The organism is Corynebacterium glyciniphilum AJ 3170 (assembly GCF_007673095.1).
GTDB lineage: Bacteria > Actinomycetota > Actinomycetes > Mycobacteriales > Mycobacteriaceae > Corynebacterium.
Map to the genome: position 1 here is coordinate 1 of NZ_VDYZ01000004.1, position 20,987 is coordinate 20,987.

Annotated in this window: 22 protein-coding genes and 1 tRNA gene; 16 read left to right on the forward strand and 7 right to left on the reverse strand. The window is 66.9% G+C overall.

Annotated features, from left to right (window positions below; all coding sequences use genetic code 11):
- Positions 1-193 (forward strand): hypothetical protein (locus tag FS507_RS04685; RefSeq protein WP_145941651.1); only part of this gene is annotated, 193 nt, incomplete at its 5' end.
- Positions 194-314: 121 nt separating this feature from the next.
- Here the strand turns inward: FS507_RS04685 and FS507_RS04690 are convergent.
- Positions 315-812: a ferritin gene (locus FS507_RS04690; RefSeq protein WP_145941652.1), complete on the reverse strand. Its 498-nt coding sequence runs from the start codon at positions 810-812 to the stop codon at positions 315-317.
- A 378-nt stretch (positions 813-1,190) separates the two neighbouring features.
- Here FS507_RS04690 and nrdF point away from each other — a divergent pair, with 378 nt between their 5' ends.
- From nrdF to FS507_RS04710, 4 genes are all read left to right on the forward strand, one after another.
- Positions 1,191-2,189, forward strand: a complete 999-nt coding sequence (nrdF, locus tag FS507_RS04695) for a class 1b ribonucleoside-diphosphate reductase subunit beta (protein WP_145941653.1) — start codon at positions 1,191-1,193, stop codon at positions 2,187-2,189.
- A gap of 328 nt (positions 2,190-2,517) precedes the next feature.
- Complete coding sequence (ctaD, locus tag FS507_RS04700; protein WP_145941654.1) at positions 2,518-4,218, forward strand: aa3-type cytochrome oxidase subunit I; 1,701 nt, start codon at positions 2,518-2,520, stop codon at positions 4,216-4,218.
- Between the two features lie 85 nt (positions 4,219-4,303).
- On the forward strand, positions 4,304-5,575 hold the full coding sequence (gene serB / locus FS507_RS04705) for a phosphoserine phosphatase SerB (RefSeq protein WP_186314556.1): 1,272 nt from the start codon (positions 4,304-4,306) through the stop codon (positions 5,573-5,575).
- Positions 5,576-6,376 (forward strand): aminoacyl-tRNA hydrolase, encoded by an 801-nt coding sequence (locus FS507_RS04710; RefSeq protein WP_145941656.1) that lies wholly within the window; start codon positions 5,576-5,578, stop codon positions 6,374-6,376.
- Positions 6,377-6,412: 36 nt separating this feature from the next.
- Here the strand turns inward: FS507_RS04710 and FS507_RS04715 are convergent, their stop codons facing one another.
- The 3 genes from FS507_RS04715 to FS507_RS04725 form a co-directional block, all read right to left on the reverse strand.
- The gene (locus FS507_RS04715) at positions 6,413-7,984 is read right to left on the reverse strand and encodes an AMP-binding protein (protein WP_145941657.1); all 1,572 of its coding nucleotides are present in this window, start codon (positions 7,982-7,984) and stop codon (positions 6,413-6,415) included.
- Between the two features lie 146 nt (positions 7,985-8,130).
- Positions 8,131-10,200 carry an ATP-dependent DNA helicase gene (locus FS507_RS04720; RefSeq protein WP_260853165.1) on the reverse strand — a complete coding sequence of 690 codons (2,070 nt, stop codon included), beginning with the start codon at positions 10,198-10,200 and terminating at the stop codon, positions 8,131-8,133.
- Complete coding sequence (locus tag FS507_RS04725) at positions 10,197-11,543, reverse strand: nicotinate phosphoribosyltransferase (RefSeq protein ID WP_145941658.1); 1,347 nt, start codon at positions 11,541-11,543, stop codon at positions 10,197-10,199. Before FS507_RS04725 ends, FS507_RS04720 begins: the two co-directional genes overlap by 4 nt.
- A gap of 32 nt (positions 11,544-11,575) precedes the next feature.
- On the opposite strand from FS507_RS04725, the gene clpS reads away from it, so the two are divergent.
- The 9 genes from clpS to FS507_RS04770 all read left to right on the forward strand — a co-directional run bounded on the left by clpS (position 11,576) and on the right by FS507_RS04770 (position 19,014).
- A complete protein-coding gene (gene clpS / locus FS507_RS04730) occupies positions 11,576-11,890 on the forward strand; it encodes an ATP-dependent Clp protease adapter ClpS (protein WP_038549864.1) in 315 nt (104 codons plus the stop codon).
- 10 nt (positions 11,891-11,900) lie between these two features.
- Positions 11,901-12,524, forward strand: coding sequence for a DUF2017 domain-containing protein (locus FS507_RS04735; RefSeq protein ID WP_145941659.1), 624 nt, complete (start codon positions 11,901-11,903; stop codon positions 12,522-12,524).
- Entirely contained in the window at positions 12,517-13,578 is a 1,062-nt protein-coding gene (locus FS507_RS04740; protein ID WP_145941660.1) for a P1 family peptidase, read from the forward strand. Before FS507_RS04735 ends, FS507_RS04740 begins: the two co-directional genes overlap by 8 nt.
- An 8-nt stretch (positions 13,579-13,586) precedes the next feature.
- A complete protein-coding gene (locus FS507_RS04745; protein ID WP_145941661.1) occupies positions 13,587-14,225 on the forward strand; it encodes a rhomboid family intramembrane serine protease in 639 nt (212 codons plus the stop codon).
- 61 nt (positions 14,226-14,286) lie between these two features.
- Entirely contained in the window at positions 14,287-15,138 is an 852-nt protein-coding gene (gene murI, locus FS507_RS04750; protein ID WP_145941662.1) for a glutamate racemase, read from the forward strand.
- A gap of 100 nt (positions 15,139-15,238) precedes the next feature.
- Positions 15,239-16,066, forward strand: a complete 828-nt coding sequence (locus FS507_RS04755) for an MBL fold metallo-hydrolase (protein ID WP_145941663.1) — start codon at positions 15,239-15,241, stop codon at positions 16,064-16,066.
- 11 nt (positions 16,067-16,077) lie between these two features.
- Positions 16,078-16,866 (forward strand): ribonuclease PH, encoded by a 789-nt coding sequence (gene rph, locus FS507_RS04760; protein WP_145941664.1) that lies wholly within the window; start codon positions 16,078-16,080, stop codon positions 16,864-16,866.
- Between the two features lie 2 nt (positions 16,867-16,868).
- A complete protein-coding gene (locus FS507_RS04765) occupies positions 16,869-17,513 on the forward strand; it encodes a non-canonical purine NTP pyrophosphatase (RefSeq protein ID WP_145941665.1) in 645 nt (214 codons plus the stop codon).
- Positions 17,514-17,643: 130 nt separating this feature from the next.
- Complete coding sequence (locus FS507_RS04770; protein WP_145941666.1) at positions 17,644-19,014, forward strand: amidohydrolase; 1,371 nt, start codon at positions 17,644-17,646, stop codon at positions 19,012-19,014.
- 31 nt (positions 19,015-19,045) lie between these two features.
- Here the strand turns inward: FS507_RS04770 and FS507_RS04775 are convergent, their stop codons facing one another.
- Positions 19,046-19,420, reverse strand: coding sequence for a DUF3817 domain-containing protein (locus FS507_RS04775; protein WP_145941667.1), 375 nt, complete (start codon positions 19,418-19,420; stop codon positions 19,046-19,048).
- 8 nt (positions 19,421-19,428) lie between these two features.
- Positions 19,429-19,902, reverse strand: a complete 474-nt coding sequence (locus FS507_RS04780) for a hypothetical protein (RefSeq protein ID WP_440130337.1) — start codon at positions 19,900-19,902, stop codon at positions 19,429-19,431.
- A 90-nt stretch (positions 19,903-19,992) separates the two neighbouring features.
- Here FS507_RS04780 and FS507_RS04785 point away from each other — a divergent pair.
- Both FS507_RS04785 and FS507_RS17530 read left to right on the forward strand, forming a co-directional pair.
- Positions 19,993-20,080, forward strand: a tRNA-Leu gene (locus tag FS507_RS04785).
- Positions 20,081-20,241: 161 nt separating this feature from the next.
- The gene (locus FS507_RS17530; RefSeq protein WP_186314557.1) at positions 20,242-20,406 is read left to right on the forward strand and encodes a hypothetical protein; all 165 of its coding nucleotides are present in this window, start codon (positions 20,242-20,244) and stop codon (positions 20,404-20,406) included.
- An 18-nt stretch (positions 20,407-20,424) separates the two neighbouring features.
- Here the strand turns inward: FS507_RS17530 and FS507_RS04790 are convergent, their stop codons facing one another.
- A complete protein-coding gene (locus FS507_RS04790) occupies positions 20,425-20,958 on the reverse strand; it encodes a DUF4352 domain-containing protein (RefSeq protein WP_145941668.1) in 534 nt (177 codons plus the stop codon).
- Positions 20,959-20,987 lie beyond the last annotated feature (29 nt).

Consider the following 20,987-nt stretch of genomic DNA (forward strand, 5'->3'; position numbering starts at 1 on the left):
TGTGGCGACGAGGTACGTGGACCAGGGACTGTCGTTGACGTTGTTTTTCAAGGACTCGGTGACTACGCGTGACATCAACAAGGCGCAGATCTACGCCTGGCGTAAGGGCATCAAGACGTTGTACTACATCCGGCTGCGTCAGACGGCCATGGCGGGTACTGAGGTCGAAGGCTGCGTGAGCTGCATGCTCTAGCCTCCATGGCCCGGGCGGTCATGCCGACCGGTGTGACACGGACGCCCTGGGTCGGATCTGAACTTCAGATCCGACCCAGGGCGTCCGTGTCAGGTGGGCCAGCAGGTGACGGGGGGAGAGACTACTCGCCGTCGCGACCGCCGAGCTTGGCGTCGATGCGCAGCAGCCCGGAGCCGTCGTTGCCGACCGTCTTGATCCAGTCGATGATGTCGTTGACGGAGGACTCTTCCTCGATCTGCTCAGCGAGGAAGAAGTTGATCAGCTGGCGGGAGTCGATGTCACCGGTCTCGTCCGCGGTGCGGGCGAGGTTGCGGATCATCTCGGAGACCTTCTGCTCGTGGGCCAGAGCGGCCTCGAAGGCGTCCAGTGGGGTGGCGACCTTCAGGGACGGCAGCTCGATGTCGGTGAGGTCGACGCGGGCCTCACGGTCGAGGAGGTGCTCGGCGAACTTGGCGGCGTGCTCACGCTCTTCGGCGGCCTGGGCGCGGAACCAGTCGCGCATGCCGAGGAATGAGAGCCGGTCCATCTCGTAGGACAGCTGGGTGTAAATGAGGGCCGCCTGGTGTTCGGCGACGACCTGCTTGTTGACGGCTTCCTGGAACTTCTCGTTGATGCTCATGGCCGCAACGCTACTAATCGGTTTAACCTTTCTCTAGCCAGTTCAGGCTAACCAACCGATTATATGTGCAGGTGAAAAGGCGTGTCTGTCCTAATTATGCATTGCCTCCGCTATCCTTCCGGCAGATATATACCCGCAGGTGGCGGTAGTTGCGGTGGTGGAGTAGGCGGCGTGCTGTGTGTTCCGGAGCTGTAGCAGCTTTTGTCGGGACTTAGTGCGACCTTGTGTGAAATACCCCAATTCAGGGGTGATGGACATGTGCGGGCGAGCGTGCGCCGGAGGTGGGGTCAGTGCCGTCGCGGACGTTCGCGCGGGGTGCATTTCGAAGCTAGGATGGCGGTCACTCAAGGCTTCATTCCCGCCCTTCAGGAGAGGTACATGACAACGTCCCGGCAGCCGCACTCGCCCATCCATCACGCTGAGGGCGGGCCAGTCACCGCAATCAACTGGAACACCATCCCCGATGACAAGGACCTCGAGGTGTGGGACCGGCTGACCGGTAACTTCTGGCTTCCGGAGAAGGTTCCGCTCTCCAATGACATCCAGAGCTGGGGAACGCTGACCGAGACCGAGAAGCAGGCGACGATGCGTGTCTTCACGGGGCTGACGATGCTGGACACCATCCAGGGCACCGTGGGTGCGACAAGTCTGATCCCGGACTCGATCACCCCGCACGAGGAGGCGGTGTACACCAACATCGCGTTCATGGAGTCCGTGCACGCCAAGTCGTACTCGTCGATCTTCATGACGCTCGCGTCGACCCCGGAGATCAACGACGCCTTCCGGTGGTCCGAGGAGAACAAGAACCTTCAGGACAAGGCCGACATCATCCTCGACTTCTACCGCGGTGAGGATCCGCTGAAGAAGAAGATCGCCTCCACCCTGCTGGAGTCCTTCCTCTTCTACTCGGGGTTCTACCTCCCGATGTACTGGTCGTCCCATGCCAAGCTGACCAATACCGCCGACCTGATCCGGCTCATCATCCGCGATGAGGCGGTCCACGGCTACTACATCGGCTACAAGTACCAGCGGGGTCTGGAGAAGGTGTCCGTCGAGCGGCAGCAGGAGCTCAAGGAGCACACGTTCGAGCTGGTTTTCGAGCTCTACGACAACGAGTGCCAGTACACCGAAGACATCTACGACGATCTCGGCTGGACCGAGGACGTCAAGAGGTTCCTCCGGTACAACGCCAACAAGGCACTGAACAACCTCGGGTATGAGGGCCTGTTCCCGGACGACGAGACCAATGTCTCACCCTCCATCCTGTCCTCGCTGAACCCCGGTGGTGACGAAAACCACGATTTCTTCTCTGGGTCGGGGTCGAGTTACGTGATCGGCAAGGCGGAGAACACCAACGACGACGACTGGGACTTCTAGGGTCGCTCTCGGGTCTCCGACATGCGACGATTCCTGCTGGCTGCTGGGCCTGTAGCCGTCGGGTCCGCCCCGCTCCCCGCCAGGGGAGCGGGGCGTCGGTGTACCGGGTGCCGGGGGAGTGGGCGCAGCGGCGCACCCCCGATCGCGTCAACAAGGGGGCGATGGGGGGGCTCCGGCTATTAAAGCCGGCTCCAACCGATTAGTATTGGTCCCAGTCTGCGCGGGTAGCCCCGTGACGGGTGACGTTCAACGCCACCGGGTGCCCGCTGTGCAGCTCATTCATTGGGTGCCGTCCCGACGAACGGCACCGCGTAGTCAGGAGGATTGAATGACCGCAGTAGCGCCCAGGGAAGACCAGCCGGTCTCCCCAGCTCGGCCTGCTCCTCAAGGTGGTAAGTCGAAGAAGGGTGGTCATGCGTGGACGATGCTGACCACGACCGACCACAAACAGCTCGGCATCATGTACATCATCACCGCCTTCATCTTCTTCGGGATCGGTGGTCTGATGGCCCTGCTGATCCGTGTGGAGCTGTTCCACCCGGGTCTGCAGTTCCTGTCCAATGAGCAGTTCAACCAGCTGTTCACCATGCACGGCACGATCATGCTGCTGCTGTTCGGTACCCCGATTGTCTGGGGTTTCGCCAACTACATCATGCCGCTGCAGATCGGTGCACCGGACGTGGCCTTCCCCCGGCTGAACGCCTTCGGCTTCTGGCTGACCACATGGGGCGGCATCATCATGCTCACCGGCTTCCTCACCCCCGGCGGTGCCGCGGACTTCGGCTGGACGATGTACATGCCGCTGGCCGACGCCATCCACTCGCCGGGCGTGGGTTCGCACCTGTGGATCATCGGTGTCGGTGTCGGCGGTGTCGGCAGTATCGCCGCAGCCGTCAACATGATCACCACGATCCTGTGCCTGCGTGCCCCGGGTATGACGATGTTCCGCATGCCGATCTTCACCTGGAACATCCTGGTGACCTCGCTGCTGGCACTGCTGATCTTCCCGCTGCTGACCGCTGCCGCGCTCGGCGTGCTCTACGACCGGATCCTCGGTGGCCACATCTACGATCCGGCCAACGGTGGTGCGATCCTGTGGCAGCACCTGTTCTGGTTCTTCGGCCACCCCGAGGTCTACGTCCTGGCCCTGCCGTTCTTCGGTATCGTCTCGGAGATCTTCCCGGTGTTCTCCCGCAAGCCGATGTTCGGCTACGTCGGTCTGGTGTTCGCCACCCTGTCGATCGCCGCACTGTCGCTGGCGGTGTGGGCACACCACATGTTCGTCACCGGTGCGGTGCTGCTGCCGTTCTTCAGTTTCATGACCTTCCTGATCGCCGTGCCGACCGGGATGAAGTTCTTCAACTGGTTGGGCACGATGTGGAAGGGGAGGATCACCTTCGAGACGCCGATGACCTTCGCGGTCGGTTTCTTCGCGACCTTCCTGTTCGGTGGCCTGACCGGTGTGATGCTGGCGTCGCCGGCGCTGGACTTCCAGTTGTCGGACACCTACTTCGTGGTCGCCCACTTCCACTACGTGCTCTACGGAACGGTCGCCTTCGGCTCCTTCGCCGGCGTGTACTTCTGGTTCCCGAAGATCACCGGCCGCATGCTGGACGAGAAGCTGGGCAAGATCCACTTCTGGCTGACCTTCATCGGCTTCCACACCACCTTCCTGGTGCAGCACTGGCTCGGCAACATGGGTATGCCGCGTCGTTACGCCGACTACCTCGACCAGGACAACTTCACCGTGTTGAACCAGGTGTCCACCATCGGTGCCCTCATCCTCGGTATCTCCGTCCTGCCGTTCATTTGGAACGTGTTCAAGTCCTGGCGCTACGGTGAGGTCGTCACTGTGGACGACCCGTGGGGTTACGGCAACTCGCTGGAGTGGGCGACGTCGTGTCCGCCGCCGCGGCACAACTTCACCTCAATGCCGAAGATCCGGTCGGAGCGTCCGGCCTTCGAGCTGCATCATCCGCACATGGTGAAGACGGCCCGCGAGGAAGCCCACGTGGGACGCCACTTCTAGAGGCACCCGCCTCATCACAGCCGCACCCCAACTACGCGGGGTGCGGCTGTTCTCGTCTGCGGCCGTCCATGAGACAATAAGCCCCGTGGACCAGCAGAATTCCTCCCGTCACCTCACCGTCAGCCTCGCCCCCGGACTTTCCCCCGGCGTCGTCACCGTCACCGGGCCCGACGCCCCCGGAGTGTCCGCGGATTTCTTCCGCATCCTCGCCGACCACGGGGTCCAGCTCCTGGACGTCGAACAGGCGAACTTCCGCGGCACGCTCAACCTCGCCGCCTACATCGGAGTCGTCGCCGGCAGTACCGAGGCGATGCGCCAGGCACTGACCGATGAACTCACCGACCGCGACATGACCGTCACCCTCGATGTCGACGACGAACTCGAAGGAAGTCGCGCGCGCTCCACGCACGCCGTCATCGTCCTCGGGAACCCGGTCACCGCCGAGCACATCTCCGCCATCGGCCAGACGCTCGTGGACCACGGCGCGAACATCGACCGCATCCGTGGCATCGCCGACTACCCGGTCACCGGTCTCGAGCTCAAGGTCACCGCAGCGGATCCGGCCCCGGGTGGGAGCGCGACCCTCCGCCAGGCACTCGCCTCCGTGTCCCACGCCACCGGCGTGGACATCGCCATCCAGCGCGCCGGCCTGACCCGTCGTGCGCCCCGCCTGATCTGTTTCGACGTCGACTCCACGCTGATCCAGCAGGAGGTCATCGAGATGCTGGCCGCCCACGCCGGTCGCGAGGCGGAGGTCGCTGAGGTCACGGAGCGTGCCATGCGTGGCGAACTCGACTTCTCCGAGTCACTCCACGAGCGGGTCAAGGCACTGAAAGGGCTGGACGCCTCCGTCATCGACGAAGTCTCCCGCATGGTCCAACTCACGCCGGGCGCCCGGACCACGATCCGCACGCTCAAGCGGCTGGGGTTCCGCACCGGGGCTGTCTCAGGTGGATTCGTGCAGGTGCTTGAACCGCTCGCGAGGGAACTCGGCCTGGACTTCTACCGTGCGAACACTCTCGAGATCAAGGACGGGAAGCTGACCGGCCGCGTCATCGGCCAGGTCATCGACCGTGACGTCAAGGCGGAGAGCCTCAAGGAGTTCGCCTGGTCCAACGGCATCGCACTGCACCAGACCGTCGCCGTGGGCGACGGCGCCAATGACATCGCCATGTTGTCCGTGGCAGGCCTGGGCATCGCCTTCAACGCCAAGCCGGCGCTGCGTGAGGTCGCCGATGCGACGGTCAACCATCCCTTCCTCGACGAAGTTCTCTTCATGCTCGGCATCGACCGGGAGGAGATCGACGCTGCGGACCTCGAGGACGGCAGCTACCGTCGCGTCCCGCTGGAGCGCTGAATGTCCTTCGAACGTGCCCATGACCGCCTGAGGACGGTCCTGGGGGAGCGGGACGGGGAAGACCCGGACGACCCGATGAGCGTCCAGGCGATGCCGTTGGTCATGAACCTTCCGCATGACCCCCGCCCTCTGCGACGCGATGTACTGGAGGCCGCTGCAGTGGCCTGTGTGTCGCTGTGCCTGGACGAGCGTGCGGGAGCCGACCTGGGCACTGACGCTGCCGCAGGGCCGTCTCAGGAGGCTGCGCCGGAGGATGCCGCTGTCACCAGAGCGTTGGTGCGGTGGTACGGCGCCCGGATCCGGAAGATCGCACGCCGGGCCAGGAACAAGAAGTGGCGGGACGTTCAGTCACTGCCCGGGGTGACGGCCACGGTCGGCACAGCGTCGGTACGTGCCTTCGCCCCGTGCCCGGTGGCACTCACCCCGGCTGCCGTCAACCGCCTGCAGATCGAGGGGACCGATCTTCCGCTTCCGGACGATGCCGAGGGTGTGACCGCAGGTGACGCGCATCCGGTGATCTACGTGGATGCGTCCCTGGGAATGAGTGTGGGCAAGGCCGCGGCCCAGGTCGCCCACGGTTCGATGCTGCTTGCCGCAGCCATGGACCGGGACCGCGCCCGTGACTGGCGCGCCGACGGTTTTCCACTGCACGTCTGTGAGGTCGACGCCCGGCGCTTCGCGGACCGTCGCGCCGCCGCCGAGGCGCAGGAACACCGGGGCAGCGCGGCCGTCGTGCGCGACGCAGGCTATACCGAGGTGGCCCCGGGCTCCGTCACCGTGGTGGCACTGGACCGTGGCTGAGCGGGACCGGGGTGCGTACAGGGCTCAGTACCGGGCTCAGAGGAGCGAACGGCGCAGGATCTTACCGGTCGCCGACTTCGGGATCTCCTGGATGAACTCGAGGGCCCGGACCTTCTTGTAGGGCTCGACATTGTCGGCGACGAAGGCGATCAGTGTGTCCCCGAGGTCGCCCCCGGCGGCGTCCTTGTCACGGGCGACGATGTACGCCTTGGGGATCTCCTCCCCGTCGTCATTGGTGACCCCGACGACGGCAGCGTCGGCGACAGCGTCGTGCGTGAGCAGCAGCGCCTCGAGCTCCGCCGGTGGAACCTGGTAACCCTTGTACTTGATCAGTTCCTTGAGCCGGTCGACGATGAAGACCTCGCCGACGGATCCCTGACGCGCGAGATCACCGGTACGCAACCAGCCGTCACCGGGCAGAGCCTCCGCGGTGGCCTCCGGGTTGTTGAGGTACCCGTCCATGACCTGAGGGCCACGGACCCAGAGTTCACCGGCATTACTCAGCACCCCGGCCTCGGTCGGGACGGGGATCTCGTCGCCGGAGTCCGGGTCGACCAGCTTGTGCTCGGTATTGGCCACCGGTCGACCGACGGACCCGCGGGAGAGACTCCTGTCGAGGTTCACATGGGTCACGGGGCTGCTCTCCGTGAGACCGTAGCCCTGGTAGACGTCGATGCCGAGACGCTTCTCCACGGCGGTGGCGAGCTCCTCGTCCAGGCTGGCGGCGCCCGACAGCACCCCCCGGAGTGCCGAGAGGTCGTAGTTGTCGACCTCCGGGTGCTTGGCCAGTGCCAGTGCGACCGGAGGTGCGATGAACGTGAACGTCACCCCGTGCTTCTGGTGGTTACGCAGGAAGGTGTTCAGTTCGAAGCGGGGGACGGTGAGCAGCTGCGCCCGCAACCGCACCACCAGGTTGGCAAGGGTGGAGAGACCGTAGATGTGGAAGAAAGGCAGTACGCCGAAGACCACGTCATCCCGTGTGACCGGCCCCGAGCTCTCGACCTGGGCCATGTTCGCCACCAGGTTGCGGTGGGTCAGCCGTACCCCCTTGGGCAGGCCGGTGGTGCCCGAGGAATAGGGCAGCGCGGCGAGCTGCGTCGACGGATCGAAGGAGACGGTCGGGGGCGTGTTGCGCTCCGCGAGCATCTGGTTGAGGCCACGGGAGGTGTCGAGGCGGATCAACCGGTCGGTGGGCAACCCGGCGAGTTCGGCGGCCTCCTCGCCGCCGTCGCCCAGTCCGGCGAGGGTCAGCAGCATCACGGCGTGGGAGTCGCGCAGCTGTTCAGCGACCGTGGACGGTGTGGCCAGCAGCGGCACGGGAGTCAACACGGCGCCCAGACGCCACACCGCGTGCGCGGCGACGATGAACTCCACGGAGTTCGGGCAGTGCAGCGCCACGACATCGTTCTTCGCGACGCCGTGGCGGGAGAGCCAGCCGGCGACGGAATCGACGTGGCTGCGCAGCGTGGCGTACGACGTCTCGGTGCCCCCGGCGAGGTCCACGACGGCGACGCGGTCCTCGTCCTCGGGGGACAGGTCGCCGTAGAGGTACTCGTGGAGTCCGACATCGGGGATGGTGACATCGGGACGGTCACTCGTGACGGGCATGTGTGTCCTCCTGCGCAAAAAAGTTCGGGGTCGTCGTGTCCCGGTAGATGTGTTCGCGGCCAATCCTACCCGTCAGGGGCCGTGACCCCGCCCACAATCCCCCGCGCGGCCACACCCGTCCCTACCGCGACCAGGAGAGCGTCAGTTCAGCCGGCGCGTAGACGACGCAACGCGCCTCGGGCGGTGTCCCCGTCGACCGTCTGCCAGAATTCCGGCATCGACGCGCGGAGGAAAGCACCGTACCGCTTCGTCACCAGGCGTTGGTCGAGGACCGCGACGACGCCGCGGTCGTCCGCGGCGCGCAGGAGCCGCCCCGCCCCCTGCGCCATCAGCAGGGCCGAGTGCGTCGCGGCGATCTCCATGAACCCGCTGCGCCCGGCGGAGTCCACGGCCTCCTTGCGCGCCTGCGACAACGGGTCGTCGGGCCGTGGGAACGGTATCCGGTCGATGACGACCAGTGACAGCGACGGTCCGGGGACGTCCACCCCCTGCCACAGGCTCAACGTCCCGAACAGGCAGGTCTCCGGTTCTTTCCGGAACCGGTCGATCAGTGCACCGAGGGAGTCGTCTCCCTGGCAGAGAATCTCGTAGGGGACCAGGGTGCGCAGTTCCGTGGCCGCGTTCTCCGCCGCCCGACGGGAGGAGAAGAGGCCGAGGGTCCTGCCGCCTGCGGCAGAGACGAGTTGGGCGAGTTCGTCGATGGACTCCGGCGACGCCCCCTCCCGCCCCGGCGGCGGAAGGTGGCGGGCCGTGTAGAGGATGCCGTGGGTGGAGGGCTCGAACGGGGTGCCCACATCGAGGGTGGTGCAGGCGGATGCAGCCAGACCCCAGGTGGCCAGCATGGAGGTGAACCGCCCGCCCAGCGCCAGGGTCGCGGAGGTGAGCACCACGGTCTGGTCGGCGAACAACCGGCCGCGGAGCAGGTCGGACACGCTCAACGGGGCGACGTAGACACTGCGACGGTTGCGGTCACCGGACAACCACACGACGTCCTCGCCGAGGAGTGAGTCTGACGGCTCTGACGGTTCCCCGCCTCCTGCGGCTTCCGCGGTGGCTTCCGCCGGCGAGGCCTCGAGAATGCGCACCACGGTGTCGTGCATCTCCTCGCAGGCGGAGAGACAGGAGAAGATCTCAGCGGTCTTCTCCGGGTCGTTGTCGGCACCACTTCCGGAGCCGCCCGGCGCGGCGCCGGTACCACCGCTGCCGTGCAGTCTGCTCCGTGTCTTCCACAGCGCGTCGCGGAGCGCATGCAGGGGTTCGACGAGGGTGACCGGGACGCTGGTCCAACGCCCGTCGGGGGCGGTGTGTGCGGTGACCGCCGCCTCGATCTCGGCGGTCCAGGTGTCACCCGCGCTGAGCAGTTCGGAGGCGCAGTCGTCGGGGCCGACCTTCTCGCACCGGCGCGCGAGAATGGCGACTGCGGCCCCGGAGAGTTCCTCGGTGGCGACGGAGGTGATGCGCCCCTCCAGTTCGTGGGCCTCGTCGATGATCACCGTGTCGTGGTTGGGCAGCACGGACTGTTCCGACAGGGCGTCGATGGCCAGGAGTGCGTGGTTGGTCACCACGATGTCGGACTGTGCGGCCTTCTCCTTGGCGGCTTCGGCGAAGCACTGGTCGCCGAAGGGACACCGGGTGGCACCCACACATTCCCGACTGGTCACGCTGACCTGGCGCCAGGCGCGGTCGGAGACCCCGCGGGGCAGGGTGTCGCGGTCGCCGTCCTCGGTCTCCTGTGCCCAGTCGTGCAGACGGGCGACCTGTGCGCCGGTGGCGCTGACCTCTGCTTCGTCCAGGAGCGATTCGGCACCGCCCTCGGTTCCGGTGTCGCCTGTTCCCCCGGTACCGCCGATGCGGTTCAGGCACAGGTAGTTGTTGCGGCCCTTGAGGATCGCGAACGTGGGACGGCGTCCCAGGTCCTCCTTCAGTGCCTCGGTGACCCGCGGAAGATCCCGGTCGATGAGCTGACGTTGCAGGGCGATGGTGGCCGTGGACACCACCACCCGTTCACCGGCCCCCACCGCGTGCTCGAGGGAGGGGACGAGGTAGGCCAGGGACTTCCCCGTCCCCGTGCCCGCCTGGACCGCCAGGTGCCGCCGGGTGGAGATCGCCGTGGACACCGCTGCCGCCATTCGCCGTTGTCCGTCCCGACGGGAGCCGCCGAGTGCAGCGACGGCGTCGTCGAGCAGCTGCCGGGTGTGCTCCTGCTGGTCGTTCACAGGCCGGCGAAACGGACGCTGAGGGCGGGCTCGTCGCGGGAGAGGGCCAGACCCTCCCACGGCAGGGACACGAGCTGGCGTGCGAGATGGTCGCGGGACTCGTCGAGGGTCGGCAGGTCGTCGACCGTCTCGCCGTTCCGGACCAGCGGCACCGTGAGCTGTACGGGGTGCAGGATGCCCAGTTCCGGCATGTCGGAGTCGAAGGGGTAGACGACTTCCTCGACGGCGGTGCCGGTGTCCCGGCAGGCCCGTAGCGCGCGTTTGGCGCCACCGTGGCTGGCCTTGTGGCTGCTGCGCTTGGCCACCGGGTGGCCGTCGACTGACGTCAGCTTGTACACCAGGCCTGCTGTGGGCGCGCCTGAGCCGGTCACCACGGACGTTCCGGCGCCGTAGATGTCCACCGGTTCGCTGCGGAGGGCGGCGATCGCGAACTCATTGAGGTCCGAGGAGACCACGATGCGTGTGTCGTAGGCGCCGAGTTCATCCAGCTGGTTGCGTACCTGGCGGGCCAGGACGCCGAGGTCGCCGGAGTCGATGCGCACCGCACCCAGTGCGGTGCCGGCGACCTCCACGGCGTGACGCACCCCCTGGGTGATGTCGTAGGTGTCGACCAGCAGCGTGGTGCCGGGCCCCTGGGCGTCGATCTGGGACCGGAAGGCGGCCTTCTCGTCCGGCCTGCCGTCCTTGTCCACGTGCAGCAACGTCCAGGCGTGGGCACTGGTCCCCCCGGCGGGCAGGCCGTAGCGGGACGCGGCCTCGAGATTCGAGGTGGAGTGGAATCCGGCGAGGTAGGCGGCGCGCGCCGCGGACACCGCAGACTGCTCGTGGGTGCGCCGGGAGCCCATCTCGATGATGGGGCGTCCTTCTGCGGCGGTCACCATCCGGGCTGCGGCGGAGGCGACCGCGGAGTCATGGTTGAGGATGGACAGGATCACGGTCTCCAGGATCACGGTTTCGGCGAAGGTGCCGCGCACGGTGAGGACCGGGGAGTTCGGGAAGTAGAGTTCGCCCTCCCGGTAGCCGTCGATGTGTCCGGAGAAGCGGAAGTTCCGCAGGTACTCCCGCGTCCTGTCGTCCAGGAAATCCAGGCCTGCGAGCTGGTCGTCGGTGAAGCGGAAGTCGCGTACCGCCTCCAGCACACGTGCTGTGCCGGCGACGACGCCGTAGCGGCGTTCATTGGGGAGCCGGCGCGTGAAGACCTCGAAACTGCACTGGCGGTCGGCGGAACCGTCACGCAGCGCGGCCTGCAGCATCGTCAGTTCGTACATGTCGGTCAGCAGCGCTGTCGACGGGGCAGGGGTCGGGGCAGGGGTCTCGGCGTGCTCGTTGGTGTGCTCGGTCACGGTCGACCATTCTAGTCGGTAGTCTGGACACCATGACTTCGCCTGCCGCTCCCGCCGCCCCGGCGGTCACTCCTGTGGAAGAGCAGCTTCCCGACTCCCTCACGGAGGCCAACCTTCCCTGGCAGTGCATCTGCTGGGATGACCCGGTGAACCTGATGAGTTACGTGACCTATGTTTTCCAGACCGTCCTGGGGTACTCCAGGAAACGCGCGACCGAACTGATGATGAAGGTCCACAACGAGGGCAAGGCCATCGTCAGTTCCGGCGAACGTGACAAGGTCGAGGGAGACGTCAAGAAGCTGCAGACGGCTGGCCTGTGGGCCACCATGCAGCGGGCGGAAGGATGACGGGCAGACCATGAAACCGTGGGTGAAGAAGAAAGGCCTGGTGCGCGGCGTCAGGTACGTCACCGAGCTGGAGCCGATGGAGCGCGAGATGCTAGGCAACAGCGCCGCCACCGTCGGGGAACTCCTCATCGGGCGGGCCCGGTCCGCACCGAAGGACGAGCTCGCCGAGATGACCGGCCTGCCGTCGGGACACACCGACGCCCCGAACGACCCGGTACTCGCCGCCATGCTGCCGTCGTTCTTCCGGGACGGTGATGAAGAGGTCGACGGGGAAGCCGGTGTCTCGCGCCAGTTCAACGAGACCGACATCATCAAGGGGAAGCTGACGAACCTGCGGTTGGTCAGCGATCTGCTCGGGCCGGACGGGTCGGTGCACGTCAGTCTCACCACCGAGCAGACCAGGTCCTGGCTCAGTGCCCTCACGGATATCCGTGCCTACCACCACGGTCGTCTCGAGCAGGAGCGCACCGCCCAGGCAGACGGTCCGGAAGGTTCGGACGGCTCGGACGGCTCGGACGGTTCCGGCCGCGCCGGGGAGATCGCGGCGACGGAGAACTACCTCGAATGGCTCGGGTACCACCAGGACAGCCTGCTCACGGCGATGGTCGGCCCGATGGACGTCCCTGATGAATGATGTGGTGAAGGAACCGGGGACGGACACGCTCCTCGACATTCCGGGACTGTTCCTGGGCCACGCCGAGGTCGACAGTTCCGGCGTGAGTGTCGTCGTGTGCCCGGACGGGGCGGTCGCGGCGGTGGACGTCCGAGGGGGAGGACCGGGAACCAGGGAGACCGACCTGCTTGCGCCGTCGAACACGGTGGAGTCCGTCCATGCCGTCGCCCTGTGCGGCGGCTCGGCGTTCGGTCTCGACGCCGCCGGTGGAGTGATGGCGGAACTGGAGGACCGCGGTATCGGCCTCCAGGTCCTGGGGGAGGCCGCCCCGTCCCTGATCGTGCCGATCGTCCCGGCCGCGGTGATCTTCGACCTGCCCGTCGGTGACCCCGGTTCCCGTCCGACCGCGGAGACGGGGCGACGGGCGGTTGCCGCCGCTCTCGGGGACGCCACCGCAGACGCGGCGGAGCCCGGCGGGGTACCGGCCGGAAACGTCGGTGCAGGTCTCGCCGCGACCGCCGGAGCCGTGAAAGGCGGCTTCGGTCAGGCCAGCGAAACCGTCCGGCTCTCCGACGGAGGCAGCGCGACCGTCGCCGCCGGGGTGGTCGCCAACCCCGCTGGTTCTGTCGTCGACCCGATGACGGGACGCCTCTGGGGTCGTGACGTACTACCGGATGACGTCCCTGAGCCGACGGCCGAGGGGCTGCAGGCGATCCTCGCCCGCGGCATCGGCGGAACCAAGATGACCCCGTCGGGACCGTCACCGTTGAACACGACCATCGGCGTCGTCGCCACCGACGCCGGGGTGAACAAGCCCCAGGCAGAACGCCTCGCCATCGCCGCCCACGACGGCCTGGCGCGGGCCGTCCGTCCGTCACACCTGCCGATGGACGGTGACACGTTCTTCGCCCTGGCACCGCGCGGGGCCCGTGCCGGCGTCGGCACCGACGACCTGGCGCTGCTCTGCGCAGCCGCGGCATCCTGCACCGAGCGCGCGCTCGTGCGTGCCGTCCTGGCCGCAGAGACCGCGTTCGACGTCCCCTCGTGGCGTGACATCATGACCGGAACCACCTGAGGAGAATCATGACCGGGACAACACCTGCGACATCTGGCAAGACCCGTTTCCGCGACCGTGGCAGGTTCGGCCAGGCCCTGGTCACCACCCTGGTGTTCCTCGCCGTGCTGTGGGCCGTCCAGATCGTCAACTGGGCCTCCGGCAACCGTCTCGTCTCACTCGGCATTCACCCGCTGGACTTCTCCCACTTCTGGGGGATCCTCCCGGCGCCGTTCATCCACGTCAACTTCTCCCACCTGATCGCCAACACCCCGGCCGTCGCCGTCCTCCTCTTTCTCGTCGCCCTGTCGGGTCAGAAGGCGGTGTGGGCGTCCACGATCGTGACGACCATCGTCGCCGGCGTCGGAGTGTTCTTCTTCGGCGGTGAGAACACCGTGCATGTGGGGGCGTCCATCCTGATCTACGGGTGGGCGGTGTTCCTCGCCGTGCGCGGCTTCTTCACCCGCAGCATCCCCGAGGTCCTGCTGGGCATCGTGGTGATCGTGGTCTACGCCGGTCTGTTCTGGGGGATCCTGCCCAACCAGCCCGGAGTGAGCTGGCAGGGACACCTCTTCGGCGGAGTCGGCGGGGCGATGACAGCCTGGGGCGCGGGCCGTCCGGCGGCGAAGCAACGTCAACAGGCCAAAGCGGTGAACGCGAAGGCGTGACCGCCGACATCCTTTCGCCCGCTCCCTCCGGCTGGCGTCGGTCGCACTAGAGTCGGACGTCATGAATGATGTTTCTCCGGCCTCTCCGGTCTCCTCCGAACCCGCCGCCACGGCACCCATCGGGATCTTCGACTCCGGGGTCGGCGGGTTGACCGTGGCACGTTCGATCGTCGACCAGCTCCCCGGCGAGTCGGTGATCTACATCGGCGACACCGCCAACTCGCCCTACGGTGACAAACCCCTGGCCACCGTGCGGCAACTGGCCACGGCGATCGCCGACCAGCTGGTGGAGCGCGGCTGCAAGATGATCGTGGTCGCCTGCAACTCCGCCTCCGCCGCATTCCTGCGCGACGCCCGCGAACGCTATCCCGTCCCCGTGGTCGAAGTGATCCTGCCGGCGGTGCGCCGGGCGGTGTCGGTGACCCGGAACAACCGCATCGGGGTCATCGGGACCCAGGCCACCGTCACCTCCGGCGCCTACCAGGACCTGTTCGCCGCGAGCCCGAACGTGGAGGTCGTCGCCCAGGCGTGCCCGCAGTTCGTCCCCTTCATCGAACGTGGCATCACCTCCGGGCGTCAGCTGCTGGGGTTGGCGGAAACCTACCTGGAGCCGTTGAAGGACGCCGGGGTGGACACCGTCGTTCTCGGATGCACGCACTACCCGCTGCTGACCGGCGTGATTCAGCTGGTCATGGGGGACGACGTCACCCTGGTCTCCTCGGCCGAGGAGACCGCGAAGATGGTGTACCGCACCCTGTCGGAGAAGTGCCTTCTCGCCGAACCCGACCCGGGCGCGGCCCCGGAGCTGACGTTCGAGTCCACCGGAGACCCGGCTCGTTTCGCCAGCCTGGCCTCCCGGTTCCTGGGCCCGTCGGTGGCCGGTGTCAGCAGGATCCCGGAGATGCTGCGTTAGGGGAACTGTGCCGGGCGAAACTGGGGAGAATCACGGAAAACCACGGAGAATCACTGCCTGACTCCCAGTTTCCGGCATGGGTCATGTAACAATATCTGTCATGGACATGACCATTCTGGGATGCTCCGGGAGCCTTTCCGCTCCTGACAACCCCGCCTCCGGCTATCTTCTGCGGATGGCGGACGGGCGGGAGATCCTCATGGATATGGGTCCGGGGGTGCTCGCGCAGCTCGAGTCCCTGGGGGACCCGGGCAACGTCGACGTCATCTTCTCCCACCTGCACCCCGACCACTGTTCGGATTTCCCGTCCCTCGTGGTCTGGCAGCGTTTCCACCCCACACAGGCTGCAGCGTCCCGGCACGCGCTGCTGGGGCCGTCGATCTCCGCCCTGCACCTCGGACGCGCCTCGGCCGACCACCCGTCCCAGGTCGACGACTTCTCCGACATCCTGGACGTGCACTCCTGGCACGCACCTGCCCTGCAGGACGATCCGGTGGAGTTCGACGACACGTCGAAGGGGACGGTGTACCCCGCGCACCACATCGGCGCGACGGCCCTCTACGCCGCACCGGCGGTGCACCCGACCGAGTCCTACCTGATCCGGGTGGAGGAGCAGGACGGCTCCTCTCTGGTCTACAGCGGTGACACCGCCGCCACCGGCCACCTTGCGGCACTGGCCGCCGGGGCGGACGTCCTGCTGTGTGAGGCGACCTGGGGGGAGCGCGACGACGGCAACAACCCGCCGCAGATGCACCTGTCCGGCGAAGAAGCAGGTCAGGCGGCGGCAGAGGCGGGCGTGGGTCGGCTGATCATCACCCACATCCCGCCGTGGGGTGATCCGGAGGGGGCGCTGCGTGGGGCACGTCGGTACTACGACGGGCCGGTCGAGCTGGCCCGCCGCGGGATGACGGTCAGCGTCGGCAGCTAGACTGGCGAAGCATGAGTGCTTCTGAACCGTCTGTACCGTCCGTACCGAACGTGAACTTCACCCGTGCCGACGGCCGCGCCGTCGACCAGCTGAGGAACGTCCGCATCACCCGCGGCTTCACCACCAACCCCGCAGGCAGCGTCCTCGTCGAATTCGGTGACACCCGCGTGATGTGTACCGCCAGCGTCTCGGAGGGGGTGCCGCGGTTCAAGCGGGACTCCGGTGAGGGCTGGCTGACCGCCGAATACGCCATGCTGCCGTCCGCCACCGCAGACCGAATGCAGCGCGAATCGGTGAAGGGCAAGGTCAAGGGCCGCACCCAGGAGATCTCCCGACTGGTGGGACGCTCGTTGCGCGCGGCGGTGGATCTGCGGACCCTCGGGGAGAACACCGTGAACATCGACTGCGATGTGCTGCAGGCCGACGGTGGTACCCGTACCGCGTCGATCACCGGCGCCTACGTGGCGTTGGCCGACGCCCTGTCGGTGCTGCAGCAGCGCGGCGTGGTCCCGGGCGAGCCGTTGCTCGACCCCGTCGCCGCTGTCTCCGTCGGCATCATCGACGGTGTGGGGTGCCTGGACCTGCCCTATGAGGAGGACAGTCGTGCCGATGTGGACATGAACGTCGTGATGACCGAGGAGGGTCATTTCGTGGAGATCCAGGGCACCGGCGAGAACGCAGAGTTCAGCCGGGACGAGTTGTCCGTGATGCTGGACCTGGCAGAAGGCGGTCTGCGGGATCTGACCGCGCTGCAGCGTAAGGCGCTCGCCGCTGATCTGGGACAGGCGGTGACACTGTGAGCATGAAGGTCCTGGTTGCGTCACGCAACGCCAAGAAACTCGCTGAACTGCACCGCGTGCTTGAGGCCGCGGGTGTCGACGGTATCGAACTGTTGAGCCTGCGCGACGTCGAGGACTACCCGGAGACCCCGGAGACAGGTGCCACATTCGAGGAGAACGCACTGATCAAGGCCCGGGACGGGGTCCGGAACACCGGACTGCCCACCGTCGCCGACGATTCCGGACTGTGCGTCGACGCCCTCAACGGGATGCCGGGGGTGCTCTCGGCCCGGTGGTCCGGCAGCCACGACACCGGGGACGGTTCGACGGATGAGGCGAACAACCGTCTGCTGCTCGGCCAGACCGCGGACGTGCCGGACGAGCGGCGGGGAGCGGGCTTCGTCTCCGCCTGCGCCCTGGTGGTCCCCGCCGACATGGCAGGACGGCTCGACGGCGAGGAAGAGGTCACGGTTCGCGGTGTGTGGCGGGGGATGCTGCTGCGCGAGCCGCGGGGCGACAACGGATTCGGTTATGACCCGTTGTTCTCCCCGGACGAGGAACCGCAGAAGTCCTCCGCCGAGTTGACCCCGGAGCGCAAGGACGAGTTGTCCCACCGCGGCCGTGCCCTGGCGGAACTCGTGCCGTACCTGACGGCGCTGCGTGGCTGACTCCGGCTGACACCGGCTGACACCGGCCGACACAGACTGGTACCGCGGACTTCGCGGTAGGGTGGTGGGGACAACAGCATCCCGAGAGCGTCGCAAGAACCCGCCACTACCCGGAAGGAACCGTGAGACCGTGCCCGTGACCGTCGAACCCGCTGAGATCGTCGCAGAGACAGCGCTTGACCGGGAGTGGCTCACCAGCCTGTACAAGGAGTTCCACCGGCGTCCCGAACTCTCCGGCGCCGAAGAGTGGACCGCGGGACGTATCGCCGAGGAACTGGGGCGCTTCAACGACTGGGAGGTCACCACCGGCATCGGTGGGCACGGCATCACCGCCGTCCTGCGTAACGGCGAGGGACCCACGGTGCTCTTCCGCTCCGATTTCGACGGGCTGCCGGTCGCGGAGAACACCGGCGTCGACTACGCCTCCACTCACGCGCAGCTGGATGCCCAGGGCCAACGAGTGCCCACCATGCACGCCTGCGGGCACGACGCGCACACCTCCAGCGCCCTCGGCGCCCTTTCGATCATCGACGCCTCCCGCGAGAAATGGCAGGGGACGGTGATCTTCCTGTTCCAGCCCGCCGAGGAGGCCTCCATCGGTGCCCACGGCATGGTCAGTGACGGGCTGCGGTCCATCGTCCCGCGTCCCGACGTCTGTCTCGGTCAGCATGTGGTCCCCGGTCCCTCCGGCCAGGTGTACACCGCTCCGGGGCCGGTGTTGACCAGCTCCACGACCATCGAGATCACCCTGTTCGGCAGGGGCGCGCATGCCTCGATGCCGCACCGCGCGGTGGATCCGGTGGTGCTCGCCGCGTCGGTGGTGATGAAGCTGCAGACCGTGGTGTCGCGTGAGCTGCCGCCAGGGAAGTTCGCCGTGGTCACAGTGGCCTCCGTGGAGGCGGGGAAGGCGAACAACGTCATCCCGGATTCGGCGCGTCTGGCCTTGAGCTGCCGCTTCTACGAGGAATCGGTACGCACCCGGGCGGTGGACGCCATCAAACGGATCGTGCGTTCCGAAGCTGCCGCAGCCGGTTGTGAGCGCGAGCCGGAGTTCCGTTTCCTCGGCCTGCTGGCAGCCACGGACAATGACAGCACCGCCTATGCGGTGGTGCGACCCCATTTTGACCGGTTCTTCGGGGAACAGTCCCACGAGATGGAACCCTGGACCGCGTCAGAGGACTTCTCCGTGATCCCGCGGGCGTTCAATGCGCCGTACCTGTTCTGGACGGTGGGGATCACGCCATTGAAGCAGTGGCGGCGTGCTGAGGCGGCGGACCGCCTGGACATCGACATCCCGACCAACCACAACCCCGGGTTCCTCCCGGATCTGTCGACACTGCCGGTGACGACACAGGCCGCCGCATTGGCGGTCCTGGGGTGTCTGACCCATGAGTGGCCGGAGGCACCGGCCGGATGGTCACCGGACACGGGGGCGGAGGCCACCGACATCGACGCCGCAGCGGTGCGACGGGCGAAAGTCGAGACCTCGCAGGCGGACTGAACCGGAGCCCGACCCAAGGGGCCGCTGTCGGCTACCGCTCGAGGCCGAACGTCTCGATGACCTCGTTGCGGCGGCGACGCTCCAGCACGAAGGACAGTACAGGGATCACGCCGGCGAGGATGGTGGTCACCCACTTCACCGGTGCCCACCGGGCCTTGACCCCCAGGTCCAGGCAGGTAGCGCAGTAGATCAGGAAGATCCATCCGTGGACGATGGCCACGACGGAGAACCACCCCGGGGCCTCGATGTCCATCGGCGGGAAGACGAGGTACTTGAGGATCATCTCCGCGCACAGGAAGAGCAGGAACAGACCCGTGATGTAGGCCAGGACCGAGTAGCGGGTCAGGGCTCCTTTGACCCGGCGCTGGCGCTCAGGGGTCACCGGGATAGTGGTCGGGGTGGTCATCGGTGTTCTCAGTCCGTCCTTGCTGTGTAGTCGTCTGCTGATGCCCGGTCCTGGTGTGCCTGCCGGGCCTGGCGACGCCGGTCATCCTCGAAGTATTCGCGGGCCTCGGCGCTGGTGTCACGCGTCGGGAGAATGTCGTCCGGGATCTCGCGGGGTGCCGAGTCCGAGGAGACGTCGGGGGCGGCAGGGGCGGTGTCCCCGGCTGCCCTGTCGCGCTCGTACTCCATGTACCTGCGGTAGGCGAAGATGAAGAACAGGCCGAAGATCGGCCACTGCAGTGCGTACCCCAGGTTCTGGTAGGAGCCGTCCCCGCTGGACCACCGGCCCCACTGCCACCATGCGAGACAGAGGGTGGCTACGACGGCGAGTGCGAGAAAGAGCAGCTGAACCACCCGGACCCGCAGCGACTGCGGCTGCCGGGATCCGGTGGACGTCGGCGTGTTCGTGGTTCCGGAGGAGTCATCGGGCACGGGATCAGGCACAGGTTCCAGGGTACCCCTGGTGGTGCTGCTACCATAACCCGGAGCAGCCGGTAGTCCGGCTGCGGCGACGGCCACGGGGTGGCCGTCCGAGCGTCCGTGGCGGAATTGGCAGACGCGCCAGGTTTAGGTCCTGGTGTCCTTGACGGATGTAGGGGTTCGAGTCCCCTCGGACGCACCACAGGGGGAACGTCGCGCGCCACGCCCCGGGGGCCAGCACCGTCACCAGTCCAGCCAGGGACGTCCGCTGTCTCCGACCGGACACGTATGCCTTGACCCCCGTGAACAACCCAGATCGACCCCGACTGACCTGTCACCGACACCCTTTCGAAAGGAGTGACCATGCCCCGCAATTTCCGCCAGCTGATCCACACCCTCACCGGACCGGCACATGAACCTGCCGAGCCGAACCATCCGACCGTTGCCGTCGAGTACGATGCGTTGTTCCTGCTGCCGCAGGGCGTGGAGCAGACCGCAGAACACACTGCAGAGCACACCGCACTCTGACCTGCCGTCGACGCTGCGTCAGAGCGTGCCGATCCACTCGGCGCGGTCGGTCTGTGCGTCGAAGTTCTCCTGGAAGCTGAGCCGGTACTCGCCCGGGTCAGCGGGACCGTCGAAGCAGATGGTCCCGTCTTCGCTCTGCCCCGGGCCGACCTCGTCAAGCACGTGGTCAGTTTCCTCCGAGACGGTCTGGGTCCGGGGCAACTGTTCCGGATCGTAGAGTTTCCATGCTGCCAGACCGCGGACCTGCAGTGGCTCGGTCTCGCTGGTCACCGTGAAGTTCACGTCCGCGCAGATCTGGCTGGTCGGTTCCCGTTCGAACTCACGGAGGTTGTCGACGGTGATGTCCGCCTTGTCGATGCTGATCGTCTCGCCGACCGCGGGCAGGTCCGAGTCGGCGGCCGTGCTGTCCTGCGTGGTGGTTTCTTCACCAGTGGCCGGGGCAGTGTCGCTGGTGTCGCCGGTGTCGCTGGCGTCGTCACTGCCGCAGGCGGCAAGGGCGAGAGGCGCAGTGAATGCGAGTGCGGCGATGATGCGTCGTGCTCGTGCGGTCATGGTTCTCTCTCCTGGTCGTCGGGCGGGTT

Coding starts and splice junctions, on each gene's coding strand:
- FS507_RS04735 (WP_145941659.1), top strand. CDS start 11,901: ATGAAACCGTGGGTGAAGAAGAAAGGCCTGGTGCGCGGCGTCAGGTAC.
- FS507_RS04745 (WP_145941661.1), top strand. CDS start 13,587: ATGACCGGGACAACACCTGCGACATCTGGCAAGACCCGTTTCCGCGAC.
- FS507_RS04715 (WP_145941657.1), bottom strand. CDS start 7,984: ATGCCCGTCACGAGTGACCGTCCCGATGTCACCATCCCCGATGTCGGA.
- FS507_RS04775 (WP_145941667.1), bottom strand. CDS start 19,420: ATGACCACCCCGACCACTATCCCGGTGACCCCTGAGCGCCAGCGCCGG.
- FS507_RS04755 (WP_145941663.1), top strand. CDS start 15,239: ATGGACATGACCATTCTGGGATGCTCCGGGAGCCTTTCCGCTCCTGAC.
- FS507_RS17530 (WP_186314557.1), top strand. CDS start 20,242: ATGCCCCGCAATTTCCGCCAGCTGATCCACACCCTCACCGGACCGGCA.
- nrdF (WP_145941653.1), top strand. CDS start 1,191: ATGACAACGTCCCGGCAGCCGCACTCGCCCATCCATCACGCTGAGGGC.
- FS507_RS04690 (WP_145941652.1), bottom strand. CDS start 812: ATGAGCATCAACGAGAAGTTCCAGGAAGCCGTCAACAAGCAGGTCGTC.
- clpS (WP_038549864.1), top strand. CDS start 11,576: ATGACTTCGCCTGCCGCTCCCGCCGCCCCGGCGGTCACTCCTGTGGAA.
- ctaD (WP_145941654.1), top strand. CDS start 2,518: ATGACCGCAGTAGCGCCCAGGGAAGACCAGCCGGTCTCCCCAGCTCGG.
- FS507_RS04790 (WP_145941668.1), bottom strand. CDS start 20,958: ATGACCGCACGAGCACGACGCATCATCGCCGCACTCGCATTCACTGCG.
- FS507_RS04765 (WP_145941665.1), top strand. CDS start 16,869: ATGAAGGTCCTGGTTGCGTCACGCAACGCCAAGAAACTCGCTGAACTG.
- FS507_RS04740 (WP_145941660.1), top strand. CDS start 12,517: ATGAATGATGTGGTGAAGGAACCGGGGACGGACACGCTCCTCGACATT.
- murI (WP_145941662.1), top strand. CDS start 14,287: ATGAATGATGTTTCTCCGGCCTCTCCGGTCTCCTCCGAACCCGCCGCC.
- FS507_RS04710 (WP_145941656.1), top strand. CDS start 5,576: ATGTCCTTCGAACGTGCCCATGACCGCCTGAGGACGGTCCTGGGGGAG.
- rph (WP_145941664.1), top strand. CDS start 16,078: ATGAGTGCTTCTGAACCGTCTGTACCGTCCGTACCGAACGTGAACTTC.